18 protein-coding genes and 1 tRNA gene are annotated in these 21,650 nt (G+C 66.0%); 7 read left to right on the top strand and 12 right to left on the bottom strand.

What is annotated here, in order from left to right:
- Nucleotides 1-231: 231 nt before the first annotated feature.
- The 11 genes from Q8P38_01915 to Q8P38_01865 all read right to left on the bottom strand — a co-directional run bounded on the left by Q8P38_01915 (nucleotide 232) and on the right by Q8P38_01865 (nucleotide 13,014).
- Entirely contained in the window at nucleotides 232-1,446 is a 1,215-nt protein-coding gene (locus tag Q8P38_01915; protein MDP4013368.1) for a pyrophosphate--fructose-6-phosphate 1-phosphotransferase, read from the bottom strand.
- A 323-nt stretch (nucleotides 1,447-1,769) separates the two neighbouring features.
- Nucleotides 1,770-1,855, bottom strand: a tRNA-Ser gene (locus tag Q8P38_01910).
- Nucleotides 1,856-1,874: 19 nt separating this feature from the next.
- Nucleotides 1,875-2,489, bottom strand: a complete 615-nt coding sequence (locus tag Q8P38_01905; protein ID MDP4013367.1) for a hypothetical protein — start codon at nucleotides 2,487-2,489, stop codon at nucleotides 1,875-1,877.
- Nucleotides 2,489-3,862: an ATP-binding protein gene (locus Q8P38_01900; protein ID MDP4013366.1), complete on the bottom strand. Its 1,374-nt coding sequence runs from the start codon at nucleotides 3,860-3,862 to the stop codon at nucleotides 2,489-2,491. The genes Q8P38_01905 and Q8P38_01900 overlap by 1 nt, the downstream gene beginning before the upstream one ends.
- Nucleotides 3,859-4,545 (bottom strand): response regulator transcription factor, encoded by a 687-nt coding sequence (locus tag Q8P38_01895; GenBank protein ID MDP4013365.1) that lies wholly within the window; start codon nucleotides 4,543-4,545, stop codon nucleotides 3,859-3,861. The genes Q8P38_01900 and Q8P38_01895 overlap by 4 nt, the downstream gene beginning before the upstream one ends.
- Nucleotides 4,546-4,593: 48 nt before the next feature.
- Entirely contained in the window at nucleotides 4,594-5,373 is a 780-nt protein-coding gene (locus tag Q8P38_01890) for an enoyl-CoA hydratase-related protein (GenBank protein ID MDP4013364.1), read from the bottom strand.
- Nucleotides 5,370-6,518, bottom strand: a complete 1,149-nt coding sequence (locus tag Q8P38_01885; protein ID MDP4013363.1) for an acyl-CoA dehydrogenase family protein — start codon at nucleotides 6,516-6,518, stop codon at nucleotides 5,370-5,372. Before Q8P38_01885 ends, Q8P38_01890 begins: the two co-directional genes overlap by 4 nt.
- Entirely contained in the window at nucleotides 6,518-7,213 is a 696-nt protein-coding gene (locus tag Q8P38_01880) for a TetR/AcrR family transcriptional regulator (protein MDP4013362.1), read from the bottom strand. The genes Q8P38_01885 and Q8P38_01880 overlap by 1 nt, the downstream gene beginning before the upstream one ends.
- Complete coding sequence (locus Q8P38_01875) at nucleotides 7,210-9,240, bottom strand: acyclic terpene utilization AtuA family protein (protein MDP4013361.1); 2,031 nt, start codon at nucleotides 9,238-9,240, stop codon at nucleotides 7,210-7,212. The genes Q8P38_01880 and Q8P38_01875 overlap by 4 nt, the downstream gene beginning before the upstream one ends.
- On the bottom strand, nucleotides 9,237-11,393 hold the full coding sequence (locus tag Q8P38_01870) for a biotin carboxylase N-terminal domain-containing protein (protein ID MDP4013360.1): 2,157 nt from the start codon (nucleotides 11,391-11,393) through the stop codon (nucleotides 9,237-9,239). The genes Q8P38_01875 and Q8P38_01870 overlap by 4 nt, the downstream gene beginning before the upstream one ends.
- Before the next feature lies 1 nt (nucleotide 11,394).
- On the bottom strand, nucleotides 11,395-13,014 hold the full coding sequence (locus Q8P38_01865; protein MDP4013359.1) for a carboxyl transferase domain-containing protein: 1,620 nt from the start codon (nucleotides 13,012-13,014) through the stop codon (nucleotides 11,395-11,397).
- 124 nt (nucleotides 13,015-13,138) lie between these two features.
- Between Q8P38_01865 and Q8P38_01860 the strand changes: the two genes are divergently transcribed.
- A complete protein-coding gene (locus Q8P38_01860) occupies nucleotides 13,139-14,362 on the top strand; it encodes a hypothetical protein (protein MDP4013358.1) in 1,224 nt (407 codons plus the stop codon).
- An 86-nt stretch (nucleotides 14,363-14,448) separates the two neighbouring features.
- The gene (locus Q8P38_01855) at nucleotides 14,449-15,567 is read left to right on the top strand and encodes a potassium channel family protein (GenBank protein MDP4013357.1); all 1,119 of its coding nucleotides are present in this window, start codon (nucleotides 14,449-14,451) and stop codon (nucleotides 15,565-15,567) included.
- Between the two features lie 206 nt (nucleotides 15,568-15,773).
- Here Q8P38_01855 and Q8P38_01850 read toward each other — a convergent pair whose 3' ends face one another.
- Nucleotides 15,774-16,823, bottom strand: a complete 1,050-nt coding sequence (locus Q8P38_01850) for a GNAT family N-acetyltransferase (protein ID MDP4013356.1) — start codon at nucleotides 16,821-16,823, stop codon at nucleotides 15,774-15,776.
- Nucleotides 16,824-16,937: 114 nt separating this feature from the next.
- Here Q8P38_01850 and Q8P38_01845 point away from each other — a divergent pair, with 114 nt between their 5' ends.
- The 5 genes from Q8P38_01845 to Q8P38_01825 form a co-directional block, all read left to right on the top strand.
- Nucleotides 16,938-18,059 carry a glycoside hydrolase family 3 N-terminal domain-containing protein gene (locus tag Q8P38_01845; protein MDP4013355.1) on the top strand — a complete coding sequence of 374 codons (1,122 nt, stop codon included), beginning with the start codon at nucleotides 16,938-16,940 and terminating at the stop codon, nucleotides 18,057-18,059.
- A 76-nt stretch (nucleotides 18,060-18,135) separates the two neighbouring features.
- Complete coding sequence (locus Q8P38_01840; protein ID MDP4013354.1) at nucleotides 18,136-18,762, top strand: bacterial proteasome activator family protein; 627 nt, start codon at nucleotides 18,136-18,138, stop codon at nucleotides 18,760-18,762.
- A 34-nt stretch (nucleotides 18,763-18,796) separates the two neighbouring features.
- Nucleotides 18,797-20,119: a serine--tRNA ligase gene (serS, locus tag Q8P38_01835; protein ID MDP4013353.1), complete on the top strand. Its 1,323-nt coding sequence runs from the start codon at nucleotides 18,797-18,799 to the stop codon at nucleotides 20,117-20,119.
- On the top strand, nucleotides 20,116-20,937 hold the full coding sequence (locus Q8P38_01830) for an HAD family hydrolase (protein ID MDP4013352.1): 822 nt from the start codon (nucleotides 20,116-20,118) through the stop codon (nucleotides 20,935-20,937). The genes serS and Q8P38_01830 overlap by 4 nt, the downstream gene beginning before the upstream one ends.
- Nucleotides 20,938-21,219: 282 nt before the next feature.
- Nucleotides 21,220-21,650 (top strand): C40 family peptidase (locus tag Q8P38_01825; protein MDP4013351.1); only part of this gene is annotated, 431 nt, incomplete at its 3' end.

The following is a 21,650-nucleotide window of genomic DNA, read 5'->3' as shown; positions in this document are numbered from 1 at the left end:
CATCCTCGCCCCCACCCTGGCTCCGCCTCCCTCGCCGCGCCCCGCCTGACTTAGCGGCCGTTCCGGCCAAACGCACCCGTTACGCAAAGAAACGACCGTTCTAACGGGCGCGTCTGTACCCAAGCATGCGCGTCTATCGGGAACGGCCGTTTCCGCGATCGGCGGGGGCACGCTTCCGCGAGCAGCGGGGGTTGCGCTGGGTGCGCCGATTCGAGGCCGATGTCGCCCGAGCTAGACGGCTGCCCCTTTGGCCTGCCCGATGTCGGCGAGCATCTGAGTGAACCAGCCCTGCTCGATGTCGAATGGCTTGCCGCCGCGTATGCGTGGGAACTCGATCGCCCGCAGCTGATCGCCTCGGTCCTCGTCGTGTCCAATCACGCCGCCCTCACCCCGCAGCGCGCACTCGACGGCCAAGTCAGTACAGGACTGGATCAAGCGCAGATCATCAGCGTTCGCGGCCGAAGACCGGGCGAAGTAGCCGCTTTTGAATACTTGAACCTTCTCGGCGCCGAGCATCTCGGCGAACTGGCTGCCGAACCACTTGCCCGGGTTGACCATGTCGAGGCGGACGTGCCCGAACGCGTCGCGTGGAACCGTGTCCCCGGCGGATTCCATCTCGGCCACGATCTGGCTAAGCCCGGCGCCCTCGGACAGGAAGATGTTCACGTTGCCGATGTCGTCCATGGCCTCGCGCAGGCGGCTGGCTTCGGCCGCTAGGTCCATGTCCATCTCGGGGATAAACAAGGCGTGGACGTCCCACCTGGCGCTGTCGAGGCCGATTCCAGGCACCCAGTCCGTCGAGCTCAGCCACTGGCGGTACTTGGCTCCCGTGGCCGCCGCGAGCCAACCGCAACTGCGACCCATGACCTCGTGGATGATCAGTGCGCGCGGGCTTGCGCTGTGCTCGGCGATGATGTTGCGGGCGAAGATCGAACCTTGTTCCGCGGCGGTCCAGGCTCCGAGTGACTGCCGGATCGGGAAGACGTCGTTGTCGACGGTCTTGGGAAGTCCGACGACGGTCAGTTCGTAGCCGTGATCGTGCAGGTACGCTGCCAAGTCCGCGGCGGTTGTGTTGGTGTCATCTCCACCGATGGTGTGCAGGACGTCCACGCCGTCGCGCGTCAGCTGGTCAGCGGCCACGCTCAGGGGATCTTGGCCCTCGCTTACGAGACCTCGCTTGACGCAGTCTTCGACGTTGGTGAGCTTGACTCGGCTGTTGCCGATCGGGCTTCCTCCGTATGACAGAAGAGTCGCCGCGCCACGGCGGATGTCGTCCGTGACGGTCACCGAGTCACCCTTGAGCAGACCTGAGTACCCGTCGCGATACGCGATCAACTCGATCCCGGAATCGATGTCCGAGTAGCGGCCGATGAGGCCGCCAACCGCAGCGGATAGGCAGGGCGCTAGGCCCCCGGCAGTCAGCATTGCAACCTTGCGCACAGTCATGACGGCAGCCTATCCACCAGCCGCACTGGAGGCAGAAGAACAACGGCGCGGAGTGGGATTCTGCCCCCGCGCTCACCGCTGGCGTGGATGGGGGGCACGCCGGTCGCGTTTGCCGAGGGACTGCTGATGCAAATCCCCTGTTGATCAAGCTCGTTCGCGATCTTCCCCGCCTGGAAGGTCGCGGATTCTCAAGATCATCAGAGTATTTGCATCACCGCGGGGCAGATCGCCGGGGGAAACCCGACAAATCGGGCGCAGACCAAGATCAACAGCCGGAATCAGCATGGTCACGTGTCCGGGATGCCTCCAGACATCACGCGAAGCGGTGAGGGTGGGATTCGAACCCACGGCACGCAGGACGTGCACCGGTTTTCAAGACCGGATCCTTAGGCCACTCGGACACCTCACCAACAGCGACACGGTACCGCCTAGCGGAACAGTGACGAGAAGTCCGCGGGCGTAACCGGTCCGTTCTGCAGTCGCCCACCCGGTAGAGGCACGCCGACCGGGTTGCCCGCGCTGTCCACGAACAAGACCGACTTGATGCCGCCGGTCGCCAGCGTCGCGACGACTTGGCCAAGCACGAGTAGCTGCTCCTGACTTGGCAGCGTGCGGAATCCGTCACTGAGCACTATCGCCACCTGGTCCGGGGCGACCGACACATGCAGGTCCAGGGAAGCGGCAGTGATGACCAGAGGCGCATCGGGCACAGCCGAAGTGACAGCGGCGCGCAGGCCGCGGTCCAGCTCAGCCTGCGTCGGGCCTTGGGCGAGCATGTCGATCTTCTCCTGCGGACTCGGCACTACGTCGGTTGCGCGGTTGACCGCTACTAGCTTGCCTTCGTCAATGAACCACAACGTGACCAGCCGTTTGGCTGGCTCCCCGGTCTCCGGCGGCTGCGTGCGGATCGCGTCAATGACTTCCGGGGGCAGCTGGCGCGGGCCGGTGTCGGCCGAGACACCGCAGGAGGCCAGAACGAGCGAGGCCACCAGCGACACCGTGACGGCCACTAGCGACAAGGCTGCCTTGGGAGTGCGACGCATCAGGCAACCGTTTCCGGAAACCTCACCGTGAACCGGGCGCCGCCGTAGGGTGACTGAGAAACCGACACATCGCCCTTGAGGAGCCGGACCTGTTCACGCACGATGGCCAGCCCGAGGCCGGCACCGTCCTGATCGGTGGTCTCCCCGCGCTCAAAGGGCTCGAAGATCCGCTCCGACAACTCCTCGGGAACGCCGGGCCCACCGTCATCGACCATGACTGATACTCCGCTCGTTCCGGCCGCGACGCTAACTTCAACCATGCTCCGCCCGTGACGTTCGGCGTTGTCCACTAGGTTGCCGACAATGCGCTCGAAGCGCCTGGGGTCAGTTCGTAGGCGCGGCGTGTCGCCGGTCCGAAGGCTGGTTGACAACCCCCTCATGACAAGAACCTCGTCGATGAGCGCGGCGATCTCGATGGATTCAATCTGGACAGCAGCGTCACCTCCGATCTGGCTGACTTCCAACAGGTCCAGCACCGTCACCGAGAAGCGGCGCACCTGCCTCACGAGCGCGGTAATCAAGCTCGTCTCGCGCGGCGGCAGTTGGTCTCGGCTGTTCTCCAGTAGCTCCGCTGTGCCCAAGATCCCGGTCAACGGAGACCTCAGCTCATGCGACACGTTCGCCGAGAAGCGCTTCTCCTGACTGATCCTCTCCTGAACAGCTTCGGCCATCTCATTGAAGGCCTGAGAAATGGCGCCCAGCTCCGGGTCGGCGCCAACGGGAACTCGTGCTCGCAGGTCCCCTTCGGTGATCCGTCGGGATCCAACTGCCAGCGCGTGAAGCGGCCGCAGCAACCTGCGACCGGCGTAGCGCCCGACGGCAGCGCCCACAGCGAAGGCGGTCAACGACGCCACCGCGAGCACCCAGCCCAGCGCCATAAGAGTCTGGTCCAGCTCGGAGAACGATGACGTCTCGACGAAGACGCCTCCATTCACCGGGATCGCTACGGCGAGCATGGTCTCGCCCGATTGCGCGGAGAACCGCATCCACGCCCCATCGGGGGCCGCGTCGGCGAGCAGGTCCGGCGGCAGGTCGCTGGGAGCTACGGTCACGTTTGACGATAACCACTCGCCGTCGACCAGGAGCAAGGCCTGCGTACCACTTGTCCCGGGCAACTTGGACAGAACGCGGCCCGGCTGGACGTTCTCTGACAAGGCCGCGTCGACGACTCGCGAGTCGATCAGCGCGCGGTTGAGGGCCGACGACTCCCTCTGCTGAACCAGGAACACGCGGGCTGATGCGTACGTGGCGCCCGACACAGCCAGCGCCGCCACGAGCGAGATCATCCCGAATGTGAACGCGACCCGGCTTGAGAGCCCCGGGAGCCACGTACTCAATGTGAATTGCCCCGAGTCGCCCCGCTCAGAATTCACGGCTTCAGCCGGTAGCCGAATCCCCGCACCGTGACCAGGTGTTCCGGCTCGGCGGCGTCTACCTCAAGTTTGGACCGCAGCCTGTAGATCAAGTTGTCGACTACGCGGCCGTCCCCCGCATTGCCGTACCCCCAGACCCGCCGCAGCAGGTCATCGCGGCTCAGGATTCGCCCGTGGGCCAGGATCAGCTCCTGCAGAACTCTGAACTCGGTTCTGGAAAGCGCCAGCGGTGTCGCGTCCTTGAACGCCTCCGCGGTGTCAGGCCGGATGACGATCGGACCGCAGGCCACGACATCCTGCTGGATCTCACCTTCATGAACGGCGCTCCGGCGCATCTGAGCCCGGATCCGGGCTCCGAGCTCCTTGGGGACGAACGGCTTGGTTACGTAGTCGTCGGCGCCGGCTTCGAGCCCGGCAACTACGTCATGGCTGTCCGCGTGCGCGGTCACGACGATGATGGGTACTTGACTGGTTGCCCGAAGGGACCGGACGACATCGAGCCCGTGGATGCCGGGCAGCCTGAGGTCCACGAGTACGACATCGGGCGTGGCGTCCAGAGACAGACTCAGCGCTTGTTCGCCGGTCTCCGCCTCAACGACTAGGTAGCCCTCGTCTTCCAGGAAGGTACGCAGGACAAGACGGATTTCCGGCTCGTCCTCCACGACCATCACGGTTTTCCCCACGAGGCCATTAGACACCGTGAGCGTCTATTCGCGCACACCGCACCGCCGTCAGGCCTCGGCGGCCCACTGCGGTGGTCGCTTCTGGAGTAGCGCGGTCATGCCCTCCGCGGCCTCGGCTGATCTGAAGTACTCGCCCGACAAGTCGGCGGTGTATGCGAACGCTTCATCCCGCGGCATCCCGGGAACACGGCGCAGCAACTCCTTCGTTCCGGTCAGGGCGTTCGGGCCGCCTAGCCGCAGTGATTGGATCCACTGCGCGATCCGGCTGTCCAGACCGTCAGCGGGCTCGACCGCGTTGATGAGCCCGGCAGAGCGAACGCGTTGAGCCGACACCCGCTCGCCCAGCAGGCACAGCTCAGCGGCGTCGGCTGCTGCCATCTTGCGCAAGCACACCACGGAGATGATCGCCGGTGTGACGCCCAGTCGGACCTCGCTGAACGCGAACCGTGCCGTGTCAACGGCGACCGAAAGGTCACATGACGCGAGCAGTCCGTTTCCTCCGCCGTAGACGTTGCCCTGGACCCGGGCGATCGTCGGCTTGGGGTGATCCAGGATCTGGCACATCAAGTCCGCCATGGCCTGAGGTCCGGTCGCCGCGAAACCACCCGCGTCACCCGACAGCGCTGCCTTGACGTCGGCGCCCGCGCAGAACGTGTCGCCTATGCCGGTGAGCACTACTACTCGCACGTCCGCATCGTCGGCTGAGCATGAAAGCGCGTCCCTGAGCATGAACAGGGCCGCCGCGTTGAGTGCATTGCGCGCTTCAGGCCGGTTCAACGTGATCGTCGCGACCTGATCCGCTACTTCATACAGGACCGGTTCGCTCACCGCTTACCCATCCCCTCGAGCAGCGTCAGAATCCGCAGCATGACTTCATCGGCGCCGCCGCCGATGCTGATCAGCCGGGAATCCCGCGCGTAGCGGGAGGGCCACATCTCCTCGGCGTAGCCCATTCCGCCGTGGTACTGCACAACCGCGTCGGCTACCTGCCGGGTGAGCCTGCCGACTTTGAGCTTGGCGATGGTGGCCATCCGGGTCGCGTCCTTGCCGGCTGCCACGCGCTCTGCTGCCACGTGGTTGTACTCGGTGAGCAGGTCGACCTCAGCGATCAGCTCGGCCAGGTTGTATTGCAGGTACTGATTGGCCAGGAGCGGCTTGCCAAACGCCTCCCGCATTCTCAAGTACTCGATCGTCCGGTCCAGCGCCCGCCTCGCTCCGGCCGCGGCCATGTAGGAGGCCGTGAGCCGCTCATCCTGGAACTGCACCATCTGCTGCTGGAAGCCCCGGCCGATCTCGCCGATCGTGTTGCTGGCCGGGACGCGCACGTTGTCCATGATCAGCTCGGCGGTGTCCGAGGAGTGGTTGCCCATCTTCTCGATCTTGCGCCCGACGCTGAATCCGGGCGTGTCGGTCGGAACGATGATCTGCGACATCCCGGCGAAGCCGCCCTCGTCGGACGTGCGTACGAGCGTGCAGATCCAGTCGGCCTGGATGCCGTTGGTGATCCACATCTTCCGGCCGTTGATCACCCACTCGTCGCCGTCCAGCCTGCCCCTAGTGCGGATAGCCGCGACGTCGGATCCGGCGTCTGGCTCGGACACGGCTACGGCGCACACCGCCCGACCCTCCATGGCGGGCTTGAGGTACTTCATCTTCAGCTCATGCGTGCCGAAACGGTGCAGCGCCGGAGTGGCCATTGTCGCCTGGACGGCGATCGCCATCGGTACGCCGGCACAGTCGCAGCGGCCGAGCTCCTCCATGAGCACGAGCGTGTAGGTGTGGTCGGCGCCCTGGCCTCCGTACTCCTCGTCGTACTCAAGGCCGAACGCCCCGATCTCGGCGAGCTTGGGGAACAAGTCGTGCGCGGGGAAGATGCGCTTGGCTTCCCATTCCTCGACGTAGGGATTGATCTCGCGCTCAACGAATCCGCGAACCACCTGCCGGAACTGGTCGTGCTCGGCGGTGAACTCCATCAGGTGCCTCCTTGTTTGGCTGACTCGGCGGTTCTAGGTATTTGGGTTTCCCCGGCGTGGGGCGTGGCTGTCGTGGCCGTGACGCGGGGCAGTCCCAGTGCCCTGGCCCAGAGCATCGTGAGGGTCCCGGCCGCGGTCTGCGTGTCGTGCGACGCCCCGTTCTCGAACCAGTGCCGCGCGTAGCCCTCGACCATCGCGCACAACGCGGCCGCGGTTGGCTCCGGTGGCAGGTCCACTAGGGCAGCGCCTTCGGCCTGGAGCCTGCGGATGCTGGCGGCGACGCGATTGGCGTGCGTGCGCCGGAGGTCGTTCAGGATCTCGCGGAAGTGCGCATCGGTCGTCGCCACCTCTTCGAAGACTCGCATCAGCCGGGCGTGCGCCGCGTAGGCCGCGACGTACCTCTCATTCGCGTGGGCGACGCGAGCCACAGGATCAACGATGTCAACGGCGCGGATCGACTCGCGCAGATCCGCGATCAGGTCCTCGACCGCGGCGGCGAGGATGTCTTCCTTGGTGTCGAAGTAGGTGTAGACGGTTCCGTGGCTGACGTTGGCTGCGGTGGCTATGTCACCCATCCGGGTCGCGGCGAATCCGCGCTCCTCGAATACGCCCCGCGCCGCGGCCACCAGAGCGGACCTTGTGCGCCGACCTCGGTCGGTCGCCGGATCGCGACGGGTGACTCGGGCTGTGCTCATCGCGGCGCGGACCTGTCCAGCAGGTAGCGGGGCACGTTCACCAGACGGGCGCGAAGCAACTCCCCCAGGCCCTTGGCTTGCGGGTCGAGTGAGGTGTTCTCCGACACCCCGCGCCCGAGGATTCCCTTGATCACCAGATTCGTCGCGCGCAGGTTGGGGAGGCGGTGGATCTGGACTTCGAGGTCGCGGGCGTCGGGCAGCAGGTGCCAGACCTTCTCGGTGTCGGCCAGCACTTCGCACATCCACGCGTACGCCGCGTCTGCCCGGTCGGTCGTCGCTTCGTCGACGGACAATGCATTGTCGGCTTGCCACGCGGCTTCAACGTCCCCGTCCGGTGACGACGCGATCAGCGAGTCGACGGCGGCGGCGGCAAGCGCGATCGCCTCCACTTCGACTGGATCGGGGATCCATAGCCCGATGTTGGCGTTGCCGCCTTTGTCTCCGCTGCGGGCGCCGACGACCCAGCCGAGGGGGATCGTCACGAGGTCTGCGGCTTGTTGGTCCTCAATGGTTGGCGTGGGCGGGCCCGCCTGGGTGCAGCCACACGTTCCACTCGCCGCACCGGCGTCTCCATGACCCTCCCCCACTTCGCGGGGGGACCCCCAACCACGCACGATAGTTGGACGCCCGTCGTCCACCGTTACCGATACAGGTACAGCCACGCATCGGACCGTTGTCGGCCAGTAGACCCCGTAGGGAGTCCCCTCGCTCGGCGGTGTAGTGGGGAACATCCCGGGGTAGGAAGCCAGAGCGCATTCCACGGCGGGCGCGGTGAATGCCTTGCCGACCTTCTTCGGATCGGGGTCTTTGACGCTGATCCGAAGGAACGCCTGGCCCTCGGCCAGACTGGCTGGGTTCTCCTTCTCGCCACGGATGAGCACGCAGGAGAGTTCGGCTACGTTCAGTCGGCTAGCTGCCGCCAGTTCGGTCGGCGGGCGGTCCAGATCCGCTACGCCAATGCCCGCGATCGTCCGCAGCGCGAGCTCGGCCTTCTCTTCGATGTTCAGTCCGGTGAGCACCAGGGTGAATGTGTTCCGGAAGCCGCCGAGGTAGTTAAGCGAGACCTTCAGCGTCTCCGGCGGTGGCAGTCCCCTGACCCCGCTGATCCTGACGCGGTCGCGGCCCACCTGGGTCAGGTGGATGGACCCGAAGTCGGCGGTCGCGTCGGGGTTCAGGTAGCAGGGAGCGCCGATCTCATAGAGCAGTTGCGCCGTGACCGTGCCCACCGTCACCATGCCTCCGGTGTCGGCGTGCTTGGTGATCACCGAGTCACCGGATGCCGCCACCTCGGCGATCGGGAACCCGATGTGCTCCATTTCGGGTACGTCCTCGAAGAACGCGTAGTTGCCCCCGGTCGCCTGGGCGCCGCATTCGATGACGTGCCCCGCGACGATCGATCCGGCCAGCTTGTCCAGTGCGTCAGGGTCGTCGTAGTCCCAGCCGTGCCACCAAGCCGCCGGACCGACGACCAGCGCGGCGTCGGTGCATCGGCCCGTGATCACGACATCGGCGCCCGCGGCCAGAGCGGTGCTGATCCCTCGTCCACCTATGTAGGCGTTGGCCGTAAGCGCGGGAACTCCCAAGCTCGCGAACTCCTCACCGGTGTCCAGATTCACCCAGCGCTCACCGGCATCTGTCAGGTCCTTCATCCGAGGCGCCAGGTCATCTCCGGTGACGACCGCGATGCTTGGGGACAGGCCGAGCTCGCCGGCTTTGGTTCGCAGCGCGCTGGCCAGTCCGGCGGGGTCCAGTCCGCCAGCATTGGTGACGACTCGGATGTCGCGGTCCAGGCACGACCCGAGCACTTGCTCCATCTGGGCCAGGAAGGTCCGCGCGTATCCGGATCCGGCGCCGTGCTTCATGCGCTGTCTGGCGAGGATCAGCATTGTTAGTTCCGCTAGCCAGTCGCCCGTGAGGACATCGATCGGACCGTCGGAGACCATCTCCTGCGCGGCGGACAAGCGGTCGCCGAAGAAACCTGAGCAGTTCGCTATCCGCACGGGCCTGCGCGGCTGTGCTGCGGTCACTTTGCTGCCTCCGGTTCGCTCGACTCAGATGATTCCCCAGCGGATGCCGACAAGGTCACCAGCATCGCGTGCGCCTCCACGGACTGGCCGGGCTTGACGTGCACATCGACGACTGTCGCGTCACTTTCCGCCCTGATGCGGTGCTCCATCTTCATCGCTTCAAGGACGACGAGAGTCTCCCCAGCTGACACGGCTTGCCCCGGCGACACAGCCACAAGAGCGACCGTCCCAGGGACGGGAGCGATGGGTCCGGCGGGGGGACCTTGCTGTCCCTCGCTCGCGTCCGGACCAACTACTCGGTACACCGCGTTGCCGTCGGGGCCGCGCACGAGAAGCTCACCAGCCGCACCGACCTCGGCCGACAGCCTCGTGATCAGGCCTTCAGCTTCGATGAGGAAGTGCGAGCCGGGCACTGCCAGCGGCATCCCGGACTCATCGCACGCGGGGTTGGTCACCCGCACGGTCCCGAGGTCCCTGGGTGTCGTTCCGTACGGTCCGTCTCCTGAGCCAAGCGCGACCTGCCAGTTGTCGTCGGCCGTGCGTTCAAGCAGAACCCACACCATTTCTCCGGCGCCGTCTCCGCCGCTGGCCAGCCTGACGAAACCGGGCGTGCCGAGCACGTTCCTCCAACGCGGCGGCACCGGGTCGGTGGAGAAACTCGACGCGAACGGATCCTGCGCCCAGTCGCCGGGTACGTCGAGCATGGACAGGTACCTGAACACGGCAGCGAGCGGGTATGCGACAGGCTCCAGCAGCACGTCGGCATGCTGGGGTTGAGTGACGTCGGGGTGCTCGGTGAGGAAGGCCGTCGTAGTGTCCCCGGCGTAGAACGGGAACGAACGCAGTACCGCGAGCAGCATCTCGCGATTGGTCGGTATGCCGCTGATCGACGTCTCGTCCAGCACTTCGATCATGTCGCGCGCGGCCGATTCGCGCGATCCATCGTGCGTGATGATCTTCGCGATGAGCGGGTCGTACTGGCTCGGGACTGTGTCGCCGGCCGAGTATCCGGAGTCCACTTCGGAGGCCAGGGACAGCGGGATCTCAAACGTGGTCAGACGGCCGGCTCCGGGAAGGAAATCCCGGGCCGGGTCCTCGGCGTAGAGGCGAACCTCGATGGCGTGACCGTCTACGGCCAGATCATCCTGCTCGATGTTGAACTTGGTGCCTTGCGCGACGAGCAGTTGCCACTGGACCAGGTCGGTCCCGGTGATCTGCTCAGTGACCCTATGTTCGACTTGAAGGCGCGTGTTCATCTCCAGGAAGAAGAACTCCTGGGCGTCCCCGTCACCGCAGACCATGAATTCAACCGTGCCGGCGCCGACGTACCCGATCCGTCTGGCCAAGGCCAGAGCCGCCGCGTACATCCTTGAGCGCGTGGCCATGGTCGCGCCCGGAGACGGCGCCTCCTCGATGATTTTCTGGTGACGCCGCTGTATCGAGCATTCGCGTTCGAACAGATGCAAGTAGTTGCCGTGAGTGTCGCCGAAGATCTGAACTTCTACGTGTCGCGCCCGTGGCAGGTTGCGCTCCAGGAACACGGTGGCGTTCCCGAACGCGGCGCTGGCTTCCCGGCGCGCGGCCGCGACGGCCTCATTGAGGTCGGACGGATCGGACACCAGGCGCATCCCTTTACCGCCGCCACCGGCGGAGGCTTTGACCAGCAGCGGATAACCGACGCCGTCGGCCAGATCCGCCAACTCGGAGTCGCCGACCGAGTCGGGTATCTCCGCGCCCGGGATCAGTGGCAACCCCACCTCCGCGGCAGTCCGCTTGGCTTCGACCTTCAACGCCATGGCCCTGATCGCCTCCGGAGGCGGGCCGACCCATTTCAGTCCCGCGTCCAGCACGGCTTGGGCGAAGTCCGGATTCTCCGCCAGGAAGCCGTATCCGGGGTGTATCGCGTCGGCGCGTGTGCGCAGGGCGGCTTCGATGATGGCCTCGGCGTTGAGGTAGGTGTCAGCTGAGGAGACTCCGGGAAGTCGCACCGCGTAGTCCGCGGCCTTGACGTGGCGGGCGTCGCGGTCCACGTCGGAGAACACCGCTATGCGCGTCATGCCCATGTCGCGCGCCGTCTCGAACACACGCACCGCGATCTCGCCGCGGTTCGCGACCAGAAGCCGCGTGATCTCTGCCTTAGGGGTGCCGTCCATGTCACATCCGCCAGACGCCGAACTTGCTTGTGCCGCTTACCGGGGACGAATGCACCGCCGAGAGCGCCAGAGCCAGGACCGTGCGCGTGTCCCGGGGGTCGATGATTCCGTCGTCCCAAAGTCTCCCCGTCGCGAACAGCGCCGTGGACTCCGACTCCACTTGCTGGGCGAACGCGTCACGCATCGGAGCGAAGGCAGCCTCGTCGAATGGGATGCCAGCGCCCTCGGACTTCTGTTTGGCGACGATCGTGAGCACGCCGGCAAGCTGCTTGGGGCCCATCACCGCGATCCGGTGGTTCGGCCAGGAGAACACGAAGCGCGGGTCGTAGGCGCGGCCACTCATGCCGTAGTTCCCCGCGCCGTAGGAAGCCCCCATCATCAGCGTCAGGTGCGGGACGGTCGAGTTGGACACCGCGTTGATCAGCTTGGCGCCGTCCTTGATGATCCCGCCCTGCTCATACTTCGTCCCGACCATGAATCCGGTGATGTTCTGGCAGAACAGGATCGGCACGTCCATCCGGTTGCAAAGCTGAATGAACTGCGCGCCCTTGTGGCTTTCCTCGCTGAACAAGATGCCGTTGTTGGCCAGGACTCCGATCGGGTAGCCGCCAAGATGCCCCCAACCAGTGACCAGCGTCGATCCGTAGAGGGGCTTGAACTCATCGAACTCGCTGCCGTCAAGTAGCCGAGCCAGCACGTCGCGGGCCTCGAACGGAACCCGGATGTCGGCGCTCGCGATACCCGCGAGCTCGTCGGTGTCGTAAAGGGGTGGGGCAGGGAGGCGGTCGGGTCCGCCGCCGTGCTTGCGCCAACGCAGGTGGGCGATGATCTGGCGGCCGATGCGCAGTGCGTCGGCTTCGTCCTCGGCGAGGTAGTCACCCAGCCCGGAGATCCGGGAGTGCATCTCGGCGCCCCCGAGCTCCTCCTCGTCCGCGTCCTCATCTATCGCCATCTTGACCAGCGGCGGGCCGCCCAGGTACACGCGCGCTGAGTTCTTCTGCAGGACCACGTAGTCGCTCATCCCTGGCAGGTACGCTCCGCCAGCCGTCGAGGAGCCGAACACTAGGGAGATCGATGGGATTCCAGCGGCCGACAGCTGCGTCAGGTTCTTGAAGGACGCTCCACCCGGAACGAATATGTCCGCCTGCTTCGGCAGGTCGGCGCCACCAGATTCGGTCAGTCCCACCATTGGGAGCCGGTTGGCCCGGGCGATCTCCATGGCCCGAAGTCCCTTGCGCACCGCCGTGGGACTCTGCGAACCACCCTTCACAGTCGGGTCATTCCCGCTGATCATGCATTCGGTCCCCGAAACGAATCCGATTCCGGTGACCAGGCCGCCGCCGAGCGGGTCATCGGTGCCCCAGCCCGCTAGCGGGGACATTTCCAGGAAGGGTGACAGGGGGTCCAGGAGATGCTCGATGCGCTCGCGGGGCAGCATCTTGCCGCGCTTGCGGTGGCGAGCCACTGCCCGGGCGTTCTTGTCCGCGTCGGCCGAACCTCCACCAGCCACGACCGCGGCTTGCAGCCTGGAGACTTCCGCGACCGCGGCCTGCATGGCTTCGCGGTTGGACAGGAAGTCTTCGCTTCTGGTATCCACGCGACTTCGCAGAACGGGTGCCAACGCGCCTCCTCGTTGTCGGGACGGTCGTCGGTACGGCACTTGACACTAGTGTCATGTTGACGCGAGCGTCAACACGCCGTGTCGCTCGCGCCGATCCGCTCCGTCGCCAGACAGACTTGCCGCCATGACCGCTACATCGTGGCGACAAGCTCGCAGGATCGCGACCGACATGGATCCCGGCCCCGCCATACAGGTGGGACTGACGTCAGCGATCGGCCGCGTGCTCGCCCAGCCGGTGGCAGCGATGGCGGACCTTCCTCCTTTCGATGCGGCGGATCACTCGGGCTGGGCCGTCAGTGGCGTTGGGCCCTGGATCGAAGCCGAGTCACCATCGACTGACTCGTTGCGGGACGGTGAGGCCGTGCGGGTCGGCGAGGGCTCCAGGATTCCGTTGGGATGCACCGCCGTCTTGGCCGACGAGTGTTCCGTGCTGGAGGAAAGCGCCCGGCATCTCCACGTGCTGGTTGGGGACGCCGCTGCTGGGGGTACCGCCCTTTGGGGGACGGTCGCATCGCGTCGGCCCGGATTCATCGAGCCGGGGACCGGGGTTCGGCTAGCCCGGTCGTGCGCCGGGGTTGGAGACCTGCTGCTGAAGGCCGGAACAACGGTTTCGGCGGGCACTGTGGCGCTGGCCGCCGCGGCCGGATGCGACGAACTGACCGTGATCCCGCCGGCGAGTATCGCGACCGTGGTCCTGTCTTCGGGTCTGCTGAGCTCCGGACCTCCGCGCAGGGGAAAGGACCGGGACGTTCTGGCGCCGCTGGTGCCAGCCTGGGCGATGTCGTCGGGAGGTCGCTGTCTTCCGGACGCCGCCGGCGCCAAGGACGCGGGTCGACTGGCGAATGTAGTCGACTCCGCTGGCGCTGACATCGTCGTGATCACGTCAAGCGGCCATCCGGGAATCGACCCTGTCATCGATGTCGCCCTTCGCCGACTGAACGCCGAGATCCTGATCGACGAGCTGGCCGCGCGGCCCGCTGGGCCGGTGCGGTTGGCGGAACTTCGCGACAGTCGCCGTGTCTTGGCGCTCCCCAGGGAACCAGCTGGGGCGGTGATCGCTTGCGCGCTGCTGCTGAACCCGATGATCTACACACTGGCCGGGCAGTCGGCGAATCGGATGCTTGCCACGGCGATGCTGCGGTCCGCGGTTGGTGACTCTGGAACTGAGCGGTCGCTTCCCGTCGTGATCGAGCGAGGCGAGTTGGCTGACCTCGCGCAGCCTCACCCCTGGCTGGGCCCCCACGGGTTGGGTGCTCTTGGCAGCGCGGACGGTCTGGCGTTCGTCGATGCCGGTAGGGGGTTGGCGGGGGAGTGCGTCAGCGTGATCCGGTTGCCTGGGATCGAGTAGGGCTCGGGAGCCCGCGTCCCAGCGCGGCGATCGAACACCTTCGCTCTTCACCGCGCGGGACGGTGGTGCGGCGCTAGTGTCGGAGCGTGGACAAGACCGGCCCGGTGCAGGTGCAGCGCGGTGGAGGCAAGCTCGTGCTGCCGACAGGGCGCGAGCGGCCGGGCGCTGCCATCTTCCGGAGAATCGCGATAGCGGTTGGGTGTCTGGTGATCACGACGATGATCGTGTTCTGGGAGCGCGATGGATACCGCGATACCGCGGGGGACTCGATGTCCTTGCTGGATTCGCTCTACTACGCCACAGTCACGTTGTCGACGACCGGGTACGGCGACATCGTGCCTGTCGACCCGACCGCTCGCCTGCTCAACATCCTCGTCATCACACCCTTGCGCTTCGTGTTCCTAATCGTCCTAGTCGGAACGACCATCGAAGTGCTGACCAGGCGGACGCAGTACGAATGGCGCGTCCGGAAGTGGAGGGACAAAGTGTCAGATCATACGGTGGTCATCGGCTACGGCATCACCGGGCGAAGCGCGATCCGTGGACTGCGGGAGCACGGCACGGCGGCTGACCGAATCGTGGTCATCGCGGCTGACGAGGAAAGCGTGCGCGAGGCTACCGCGAATGGGCTCACGGTTGTGATGGGGGACGCCAGCCGCGAGAGCGTACTGATTCAGGCGGGCATAGGTCGCGCGGGCCGCGTTGTCATCGCGACGAGTGATGATCCGATGGGCGTTCTTATCACCATGCTGGTCAAGAGGCTGTCCCCGAACACGAAAGTCGTTTGTGTCGCGAAGCAAGCCGCCAACGCCCAGTTCCTGCGGGACTCTGGCGCGGACGCGGTCATCGTGACGGCTGAGGCCGTTGGCCAGTTGCTGTCCATGTCGCTGATATCCCCGACCGCCGGCAGCCTTATGGAGGACCTGTTGGACTCGGCCCGCGGGCTTGAGGTCATGGAACGCGACGTGGAGCCAGCCGAGGTCGGGATTGGTCCGGAGGAGTTGGACGCTGGGGGCCAGATCGTGCTGGCAGTCATTCGAGAGGGCGTTGTGCATCGGTTTGACAGTCACAGCGTCCGGGCGTTCAATCGCGGCGATCGCTTGGTGCTTATCCAGCAGTCCGGGACAAGACCCCAACCAGCGGCGGCTTCGGCTGGAGCGTCCGAGTCAGGTGAACCAGCCGACGAGCCCTCGCCGTTCGACTAGCTGAGTCCGGGGCCGATGGACCCGGTGCCGCCGATCGACCCGTTATCGTCGTTACCCGCCTCAGATCCTGCCGGGTAACGACCATAGCGGGCAGATCGAGGGAACGATCCGGGCATATCGGGCGGGCGGACGACGACTGAAGGGACGCGGGGCGGGGCTGGGCGAGAGGCCGCCGGGGAGCCTCGGGGGTCGCGACAAGGCGAGCGTTAGGCCGAAGGGGGATGGACTGGCGTCAGCCAGGACAGGTACGACTCGTGGGGCCGCATCCCGACCTTGTAGTACAGGCGGTCCGCTCCGGTCGGGCTAGACGAGTCAACCTCCAGTTCGGTTCCTTGAAGACCCCGTGCGGCGGACGCGGCGAAGGCGCTTCGTAGGAGAAAGTCCGCCACGCCTCGGCCTCGCGCTGACCGCAGTACGCCCAGGATCTCCACATGCCCGTAGCCATGCGGGACCTTGGAGTCGTCGCACAAGCAGATTCCCGCGGGCTGACCATCCACGATCGCGAGCACCCACTGTCCTTCATCGTGCCCGGGCCGAGCTCGATGGTTGGCCAGCCAGGACTCATAGGCCCGGGGGTATTCGCCCCAGTGGTCGGCGAATGCCTCGTTGTAGATCGCGTGGACGGCCCGCAAATCGCTGTCGCCGCAGACGACACGCGATGTCACCCCACGCGGGGCGGGCGGGGCGGGAGTGGTTGCGGCCACATCGATCCGCATCTGAGCGAACGTACGAACATGCCGGAATCCCGCACGGCTGTAGGCGTCGTTCCGTTCATGCTCCCCGGCTAGCGAGCTGGCCGTAACCTGCCAGATATCCGGGTTGGTGTCCCAGTGCGGATCGGCGTTCACCAGTGCTGGATGTGGGTCATGACGCTCCGGCCGGGAGCTGGAAGCCTCGTATCTGGCGGCGATGATGCGGGCGGATGCGAGGCCGTCTTGGAGGAGCGCGTCGAGAATCGCTCGCCGACGATCCTTGGGCATCGTCGTTTCCACGTGAGGGTCGAGCAGGACGTCGCGGGCCTCGCTGTAGCACTCGACGAATTGCGCGCCGATCAAGCGTCCTTCGCGGCGCAAGAGCCTCCCGGCCCACAGCTCGGCGTCGGGGCCGTCGAGAAACACGCCAACGTCTCCCGCTGTGGTTACCGACGCTCCAGTTTCGCCACGCTCCGAACGCTGGATCAACGACACGAGGTCCGCCCGCTCTGCCTCGTCCAGGATCGACAGGTCGGCGACTTCGACATCGCCAGGGAAGTTCATCCGCGCATTCTGGCAGGTCGATCGGCTGCGGCGTGCGCATTCGGCCGGGCCGACGCTGGGGGCGACAATCCCCGCATCCAGTGGCTTGGCGGCACGTCCAGGTAGCCTGCGTTCATGGTGCTTCCGATGAAGTCCGCCAGTTTCGTCGCTTTCGTAGCCCTCGGCCTTGTGCTGAGTGCGTGCGGCTCGGGCTCCCCGGAGCCGTCGGGGTCGGCGGAGTGCAGCAATCGCACCGCCATCGCCGAGTGGCCGATTCAGCGTCGGCTGGGGCAGCTCCTCATGGGCGGAGCGCCGAGCTCGTTGGCTGAGCAGTCCATCAGCGCCGCCGTCAATTCGATCGCCGATGGCAAAGTCGGCGGAGTCAACTTCCTGGGGTCCAACTCCACCGCGTACGCCGATGGCCAGCTCGCCCAGGTAGTCGATGCCGGCGGCGAAGTTCCGCCATTCCTGGCCGTCGATGAGGAAGGCGGCCGTGTCCAGCGGCTTGAGGGGATTACCGGCTACCTGCCGTCGGCCCGATCGATGGCCGACGAGATGTCGTCGCAGCAAGTCAAGAAGCAGGGCACCGCGATTGGCCGCACAATGCGGAAGTTGTGGTTGAACATGGACCTGGCTCCGGTCGTGGACGTCAGCTCGCAGCCGGACGACTCAGTGATTGGTGACCGCTCGTTCTCCGACGATGCCGAGACCGTGACGAAGTTCGCGGGTGCGTTCGCCGACGGCCTACGCGCGGGCGGAGTGATCCCGGTCCTGAAGCACTTTCCGGGGCTGGGCTCGGGCATCGACAACTCCGGCGCGGAGCCCCTCAAGACGCGGTCCTTGTCGAAGCTGGAGCGTTCAGACCTGATCCCCTACGAGTCGTTGCTCAGTGCGGAGCCCGTGGCGGTCATGCTGACAAACGCGGCAGTGCCTGGCCTGACGAAGGGTCGGCCGGCGACGCTGTCCCCGTTCGCGTATCAGCTGCTTCGTGATGAGTTCGGCTTCCAGGGGGTGGCGATGACCAACTCGCTATCCGCGCTCGCGATCGCACGCGACATGAGCATCGCGAAGACCGCCGAGAAGGCGATCGCCGCCGGGGCTGACATCGCGCTGTGGGACAGCTTGGACGAGGCGAGTGACGTGATCAAGCAACTCAGGAAGGCTGTGGAGGCTGGACGCATCGCCGAAGGCCGGGTCAACGATTCGGTGGATCGGATCCTGGCGCTCAAGCAGGTGGACCTTTGCGCCAATCGCTAGCTCCCAACGCTGGGCTGTTCCTACGCCGCTGACCTTCGCGGATGCTGACTCGCCCGTCGAGTGACAGAATCAAGGCATGGCCGAGACACCTGACCCGGGCGGAGCCGACACGAGCGAAGCCGAAACGGATCCAGTCAGCAATGCCAATCGCGTGATAGTTGTGGGGCCTGATGGGGAGATGATCGGCGAAGTGCTCCAGAGCTCGGCTGCGACCGTCGAGACCGGAGACGATCAGGGTCAAGGGATCACGGACTTGATCGAACAGCCAGCGAAGGTAATGCGCATCGGGTCGATGATCAAGCAGTTGCTTGAGGAGGTCAGGGCCGCCCCGCTTGACGAGGTCGCCCGCACGCGCCTCCGGGACATCCACACCCGCTCGTTGAAGGAACTTCAGGACGGCCTTTCTCCCGAGCTGGTTGAGGAACTGGATCGCCTCACGCTGCCGTTCACCGAAGACTCCCAACCCACCGAGGCTGAGCTGCGGATCGCTCAGGCTCAGCTGGTTGGTTGGCTTGAAGGACTGTTCCACGGAATCCAGACCGCGCTGTTCGCTCAGCAGATGGCAGCACGGGCAGCGTTCGAGGAAGTCCGTCGCCGGGCGATCTCCGCGGGACCAGGGGCGGTGCCGCAGATGAACGTCGAGGCGCCGTCTGAGGAAGGCGCGCCAGGGACTCGACGGCCGCCACCGGGGCCCTACCTCTGAGGCGTGCCGCGGCGCGATCGCTAGGCTCTCTGGGGTGATCGACCTTCAGGTGCTGCGGCTGGAACCAGACGCTGTCCGCGATTCGCAACGGCGACGGGGCGCCGACCCCGCGCTGGTTGACCGGGCGCTCGAGCTTGATCGGGAGTGGCGTGAGGTTCTGCGATCCTTCGAGGCTGCCCGGGCGGAGCAGAAGCGCCAGAGCAAGCTTGTGGGTCAACTCGTGGGGCGGAAGAAGACCGCGACGGGGGAGGCGCTGATTGAGGTCGAGCGGGAGCTGGCTGCCGCGATGGCCGAGTCGGGGGGCCTGGCTGACGCGGTGAAGACGAAGGCGGCTGTCTCTGCTGCTGCCTCCGCCAGGGTTGACGCCAGCTTGATGCTGATCGACAACATCGTCGACGCCGACGCTCCGGTCGGGGCCGAGGAGGACTTCCGCTTGATCGCGACCGTGGGCGAACCCCGGGACTTCGCGGTCGAGGGATTCAGCCCGAAGGATCACCTCCAGATCGGGCAGATTCTGGGCGCGATTGACACCGAGAGGGCCGCGAAGGTCTCCGGGGCGCGCTTCTACTACCTGACCGGTGACGCTGTGCTGCTTGAGTTGGCCCTGCTGAACCTGGCCATGTCATTGGCGGTGGGTGAGGGATTCACGCCGGTTCTGCCGCCTGCGCTGGTCAAGCCCGAGGCGATGGCCGGGACCGGCTTCCTGGGTCAGGCCGCCGAGAACGTGTATCGCCTGGAGGCGGATGGCCTCTATCTGGTGGGGACAGCCGAGGTTTCGCTAGCCGCCTTCCGCGCCGACGAGATTCTGAGTGAGGCCGACTTGCCGGTGCGCTACGTGGGCTTCTCGCCGTGCTTCCGCCGCGAGGCCGGGACTCACGGACGCGACACCCGGGGCATCATCCGGGTGCATCAGTTCGACAAGGTCGAGATGTTCTCCTTCTGCCACCCGGACGATTCGATCAGCGAACACCAGCGGCTCCTCGGTTGGGAGCGGCAGTTCATGGACCTGCTGGAGATCCCCTACCGAGTGATCGACGTGGCCACCGGCGACCTCGGTGCCAGCGCGGCCCGCAAGTTCGACATCGAGGCGTGGATTCCGACGCAGAACACGTACAGAGAAGTGACTTCCGCGTCGAACTGCACGTCGTTTCAGGCTCGCCGGTTGAAGATCCGGTTCCGCTCATCCGATGGGAAGACTCACCCGGTCGCGACGCTGAACGGAACTCTGGTGGCGATGCCTCGCATCATTGTGGCGATCCTGGAGAACCACCAGACGCCGGACGGATGCGTGCGCATCCCGACTGCCTTGCGCCCCTGGCTCGGTGGCCGCGAGCACCTCTCGCCGTCATCGCCGTGACTCCCGCGCGGTGCGTCCTGGCGACGGACCTGGACGGGACACTGCTGCGCCCGGATCGAAGCGTCAGCGCAGCTACCAGAGAGGGCCTGTCGGCTGCCGAAGCGCGCGGCGTCCGGATCGTGTTTGTGACTGGGCGGCCACCGAGGTGGATGGACGCCGTGGTAGAGGCCACCGGCCATGTGGGCCATGCGATCTGCGCGAACGGGGCCGTGATCGTCGACCTGCGCGCCGGGCTGATCACGAGGTGCTCGCCCATCCCCGCCGACGTCGCCAGGGAAGTCCTGGTGGCCCTGCGCGAGTGCCTTGGGCCTGATGCCGCGTTCGCCGTGGAGCAGGCGGACCTAGGGCCGCTTTCCAATTCGATCCTGCGCCGAGAGCGGACCTTCAACCCCGAGGCGAAGCACAACGTAAGGCGGGTCGGCTCGTTCGATGAACTGATCGAGGGCTCTCCGATCGTCAAGTTGCTAGTCAGGTTGCCCGGTGGCGCTCACGAGGCAGATCGACTCGCGGCCGAAGTGGCCAGCCACGTCGGTCATCTGGTCGAGGGGACGCACTCAACCCGCAGCCAACTCCTGCTGGAGTTCGGGCCCGGCGGTGTGACCAAGGCGACGGCCTTGGCGGAGATGACCGCCGGGTGGGGAATGACCTCGGCTGACGTGTTGGCCGTCGGCGACATGCCGAATGACCTGCCGATGCTGCTGTGGGCCGGGCGCGCTGTCGCGGTCCGCTCGGCGCATCCCGTCGTCAAAGCCGCTGTTCCCACGCTGATTCCAGATCCTGAGGATGACGGGGTTCTGTCCGTCTTGCGGCGAATGTGACGGGCGTCACACATCTGGGCGCGGCCGCTGACCTTAAGTGACGAGATCGCGCGGGGCGAGGGATTCCCGCGATCATCCGCGCGTCCAGACGTGAGCGGGCTCTCACTACACCGTGTCACGGATGTCTCGAAAGCGTCGCCGACGTGTCGCAGGAGTGTCCGATAGCGGGACAGCCATGTTGAGCGGCCCCCCCTGGGTGGGCATACGGTCGCAGATTCGTGCCTAGTGCCGGAAGCGGGGCGGGCGCGGATCAGCTCGTGGGGAAAGAAAGAAGGAGAAGACTTGAGTACGACGATTACCCGGACAATAGCGGCGGCATCGGCCGCCGCGCTCGCTGGCACGGTGCTGGCCATGTCCCCGTCCACCACGCCTCCGGCGGAAGCCGCGACGGCGAAGATCCTGGTCAAGTCCGGGCAGGAGCGCAAGGCTCTGCGCCGTGCGATCGTCCGCAAGGCTAAGACGCGGGTGGGCAGCCGGTACGTATGGGGCACGGCGGGGCCGAACACGTTCGACTGTTCCGGGCTAGTGAACTGGGCCTACCGGAAGGTTGGCGGGAAGAACCTGCCAAGATCTTCCTACGCACTGCGCCCGACAACCAAGCACGTTGGCGCGCGCAAACGCAAGGTCGGCGACATCGTGTTCTTCAATGGCAACGGTCACGTCGCCATCTACGCGGGCAAGAACAAGATCGTCCACGCCGCGAACTCCAGACG

It is taken from the genome of Candidatus Nanopelagicales bacterium (assembly GCA_030700225.1).
Lineage (GTDB): Bacteria > Actinomycetota > Actinomycetes > S36-B12.
This window is presented reverse-complemented; position numbering and strand designations above follow the sequence as displayed.

Bases quoted from the DNA above. Each gene is read 5' to 3' on its own strand.
- Q8P38_01915 (MDP4013368.1), bottom strand. From the start codon at position 1,446: ATGACTGTGCGCAAGGTTGCAATGCTGACTGCCGGGGGCCTAGCGCCC.
- Q8P38_01905 (MDP4013367.1), bottom strand. From the start codon at position 2,489: ATGCGTCGCACTCCCAAGGCAGCCTTGTCGCTAGTGGCCGTCACGGTG.
- Q8P38_01885 (MDP4013363.1), bottom strand. From the start codon at position 6,518: ATGGAGTTCACCGCCGAGCACGACCAGTTCCGGCAGGTGGTTCGCGGA.
- Q8P38_01880 (MDP4013362.1), bottom strand. From the start codon at position 7,213: ATGAGCACAGCCCGAGTCACCCGTCGCGATCCGGCGACCGACCGAGGT.
- Q8P38_01870 (MDP4013360.1), bottom strand. From the start codon at position 11,393: ATGGACGGCACCCCTAAGGCAGAGATCACGCGGCTTCTGGTCGCGAAC.
- Q8P38_01860 (MDP4013358.1), top strand. From the start codon at position 13,139: ATGACCGCTACATCGTGGCGACAAGCTCGCAGGATCGCGACCGACATG.
- Q8P38_01850 (MDP4013356.1), bottom strand. From the start codon at position 16,823: ATGAACTTCCCTGGCGATGTCGAAGTCGCCGACCTGTCGATCCTGGAC.
- Q8P38_01845 (MDP4013355.1), top strand. From the start codon at position 16,938: ATGGTGCTTCCGATGAAGTCCGCCAGTTTCGTCGCTTTCGTAGCCCTC.
- Q8P38_01840 (MDP4013354.1), top strand. From the start codon at position 18,136: ATGGCCGAGACACCTGACCCGGGCGGAGCCGACACGAGCGAAGCCGAA.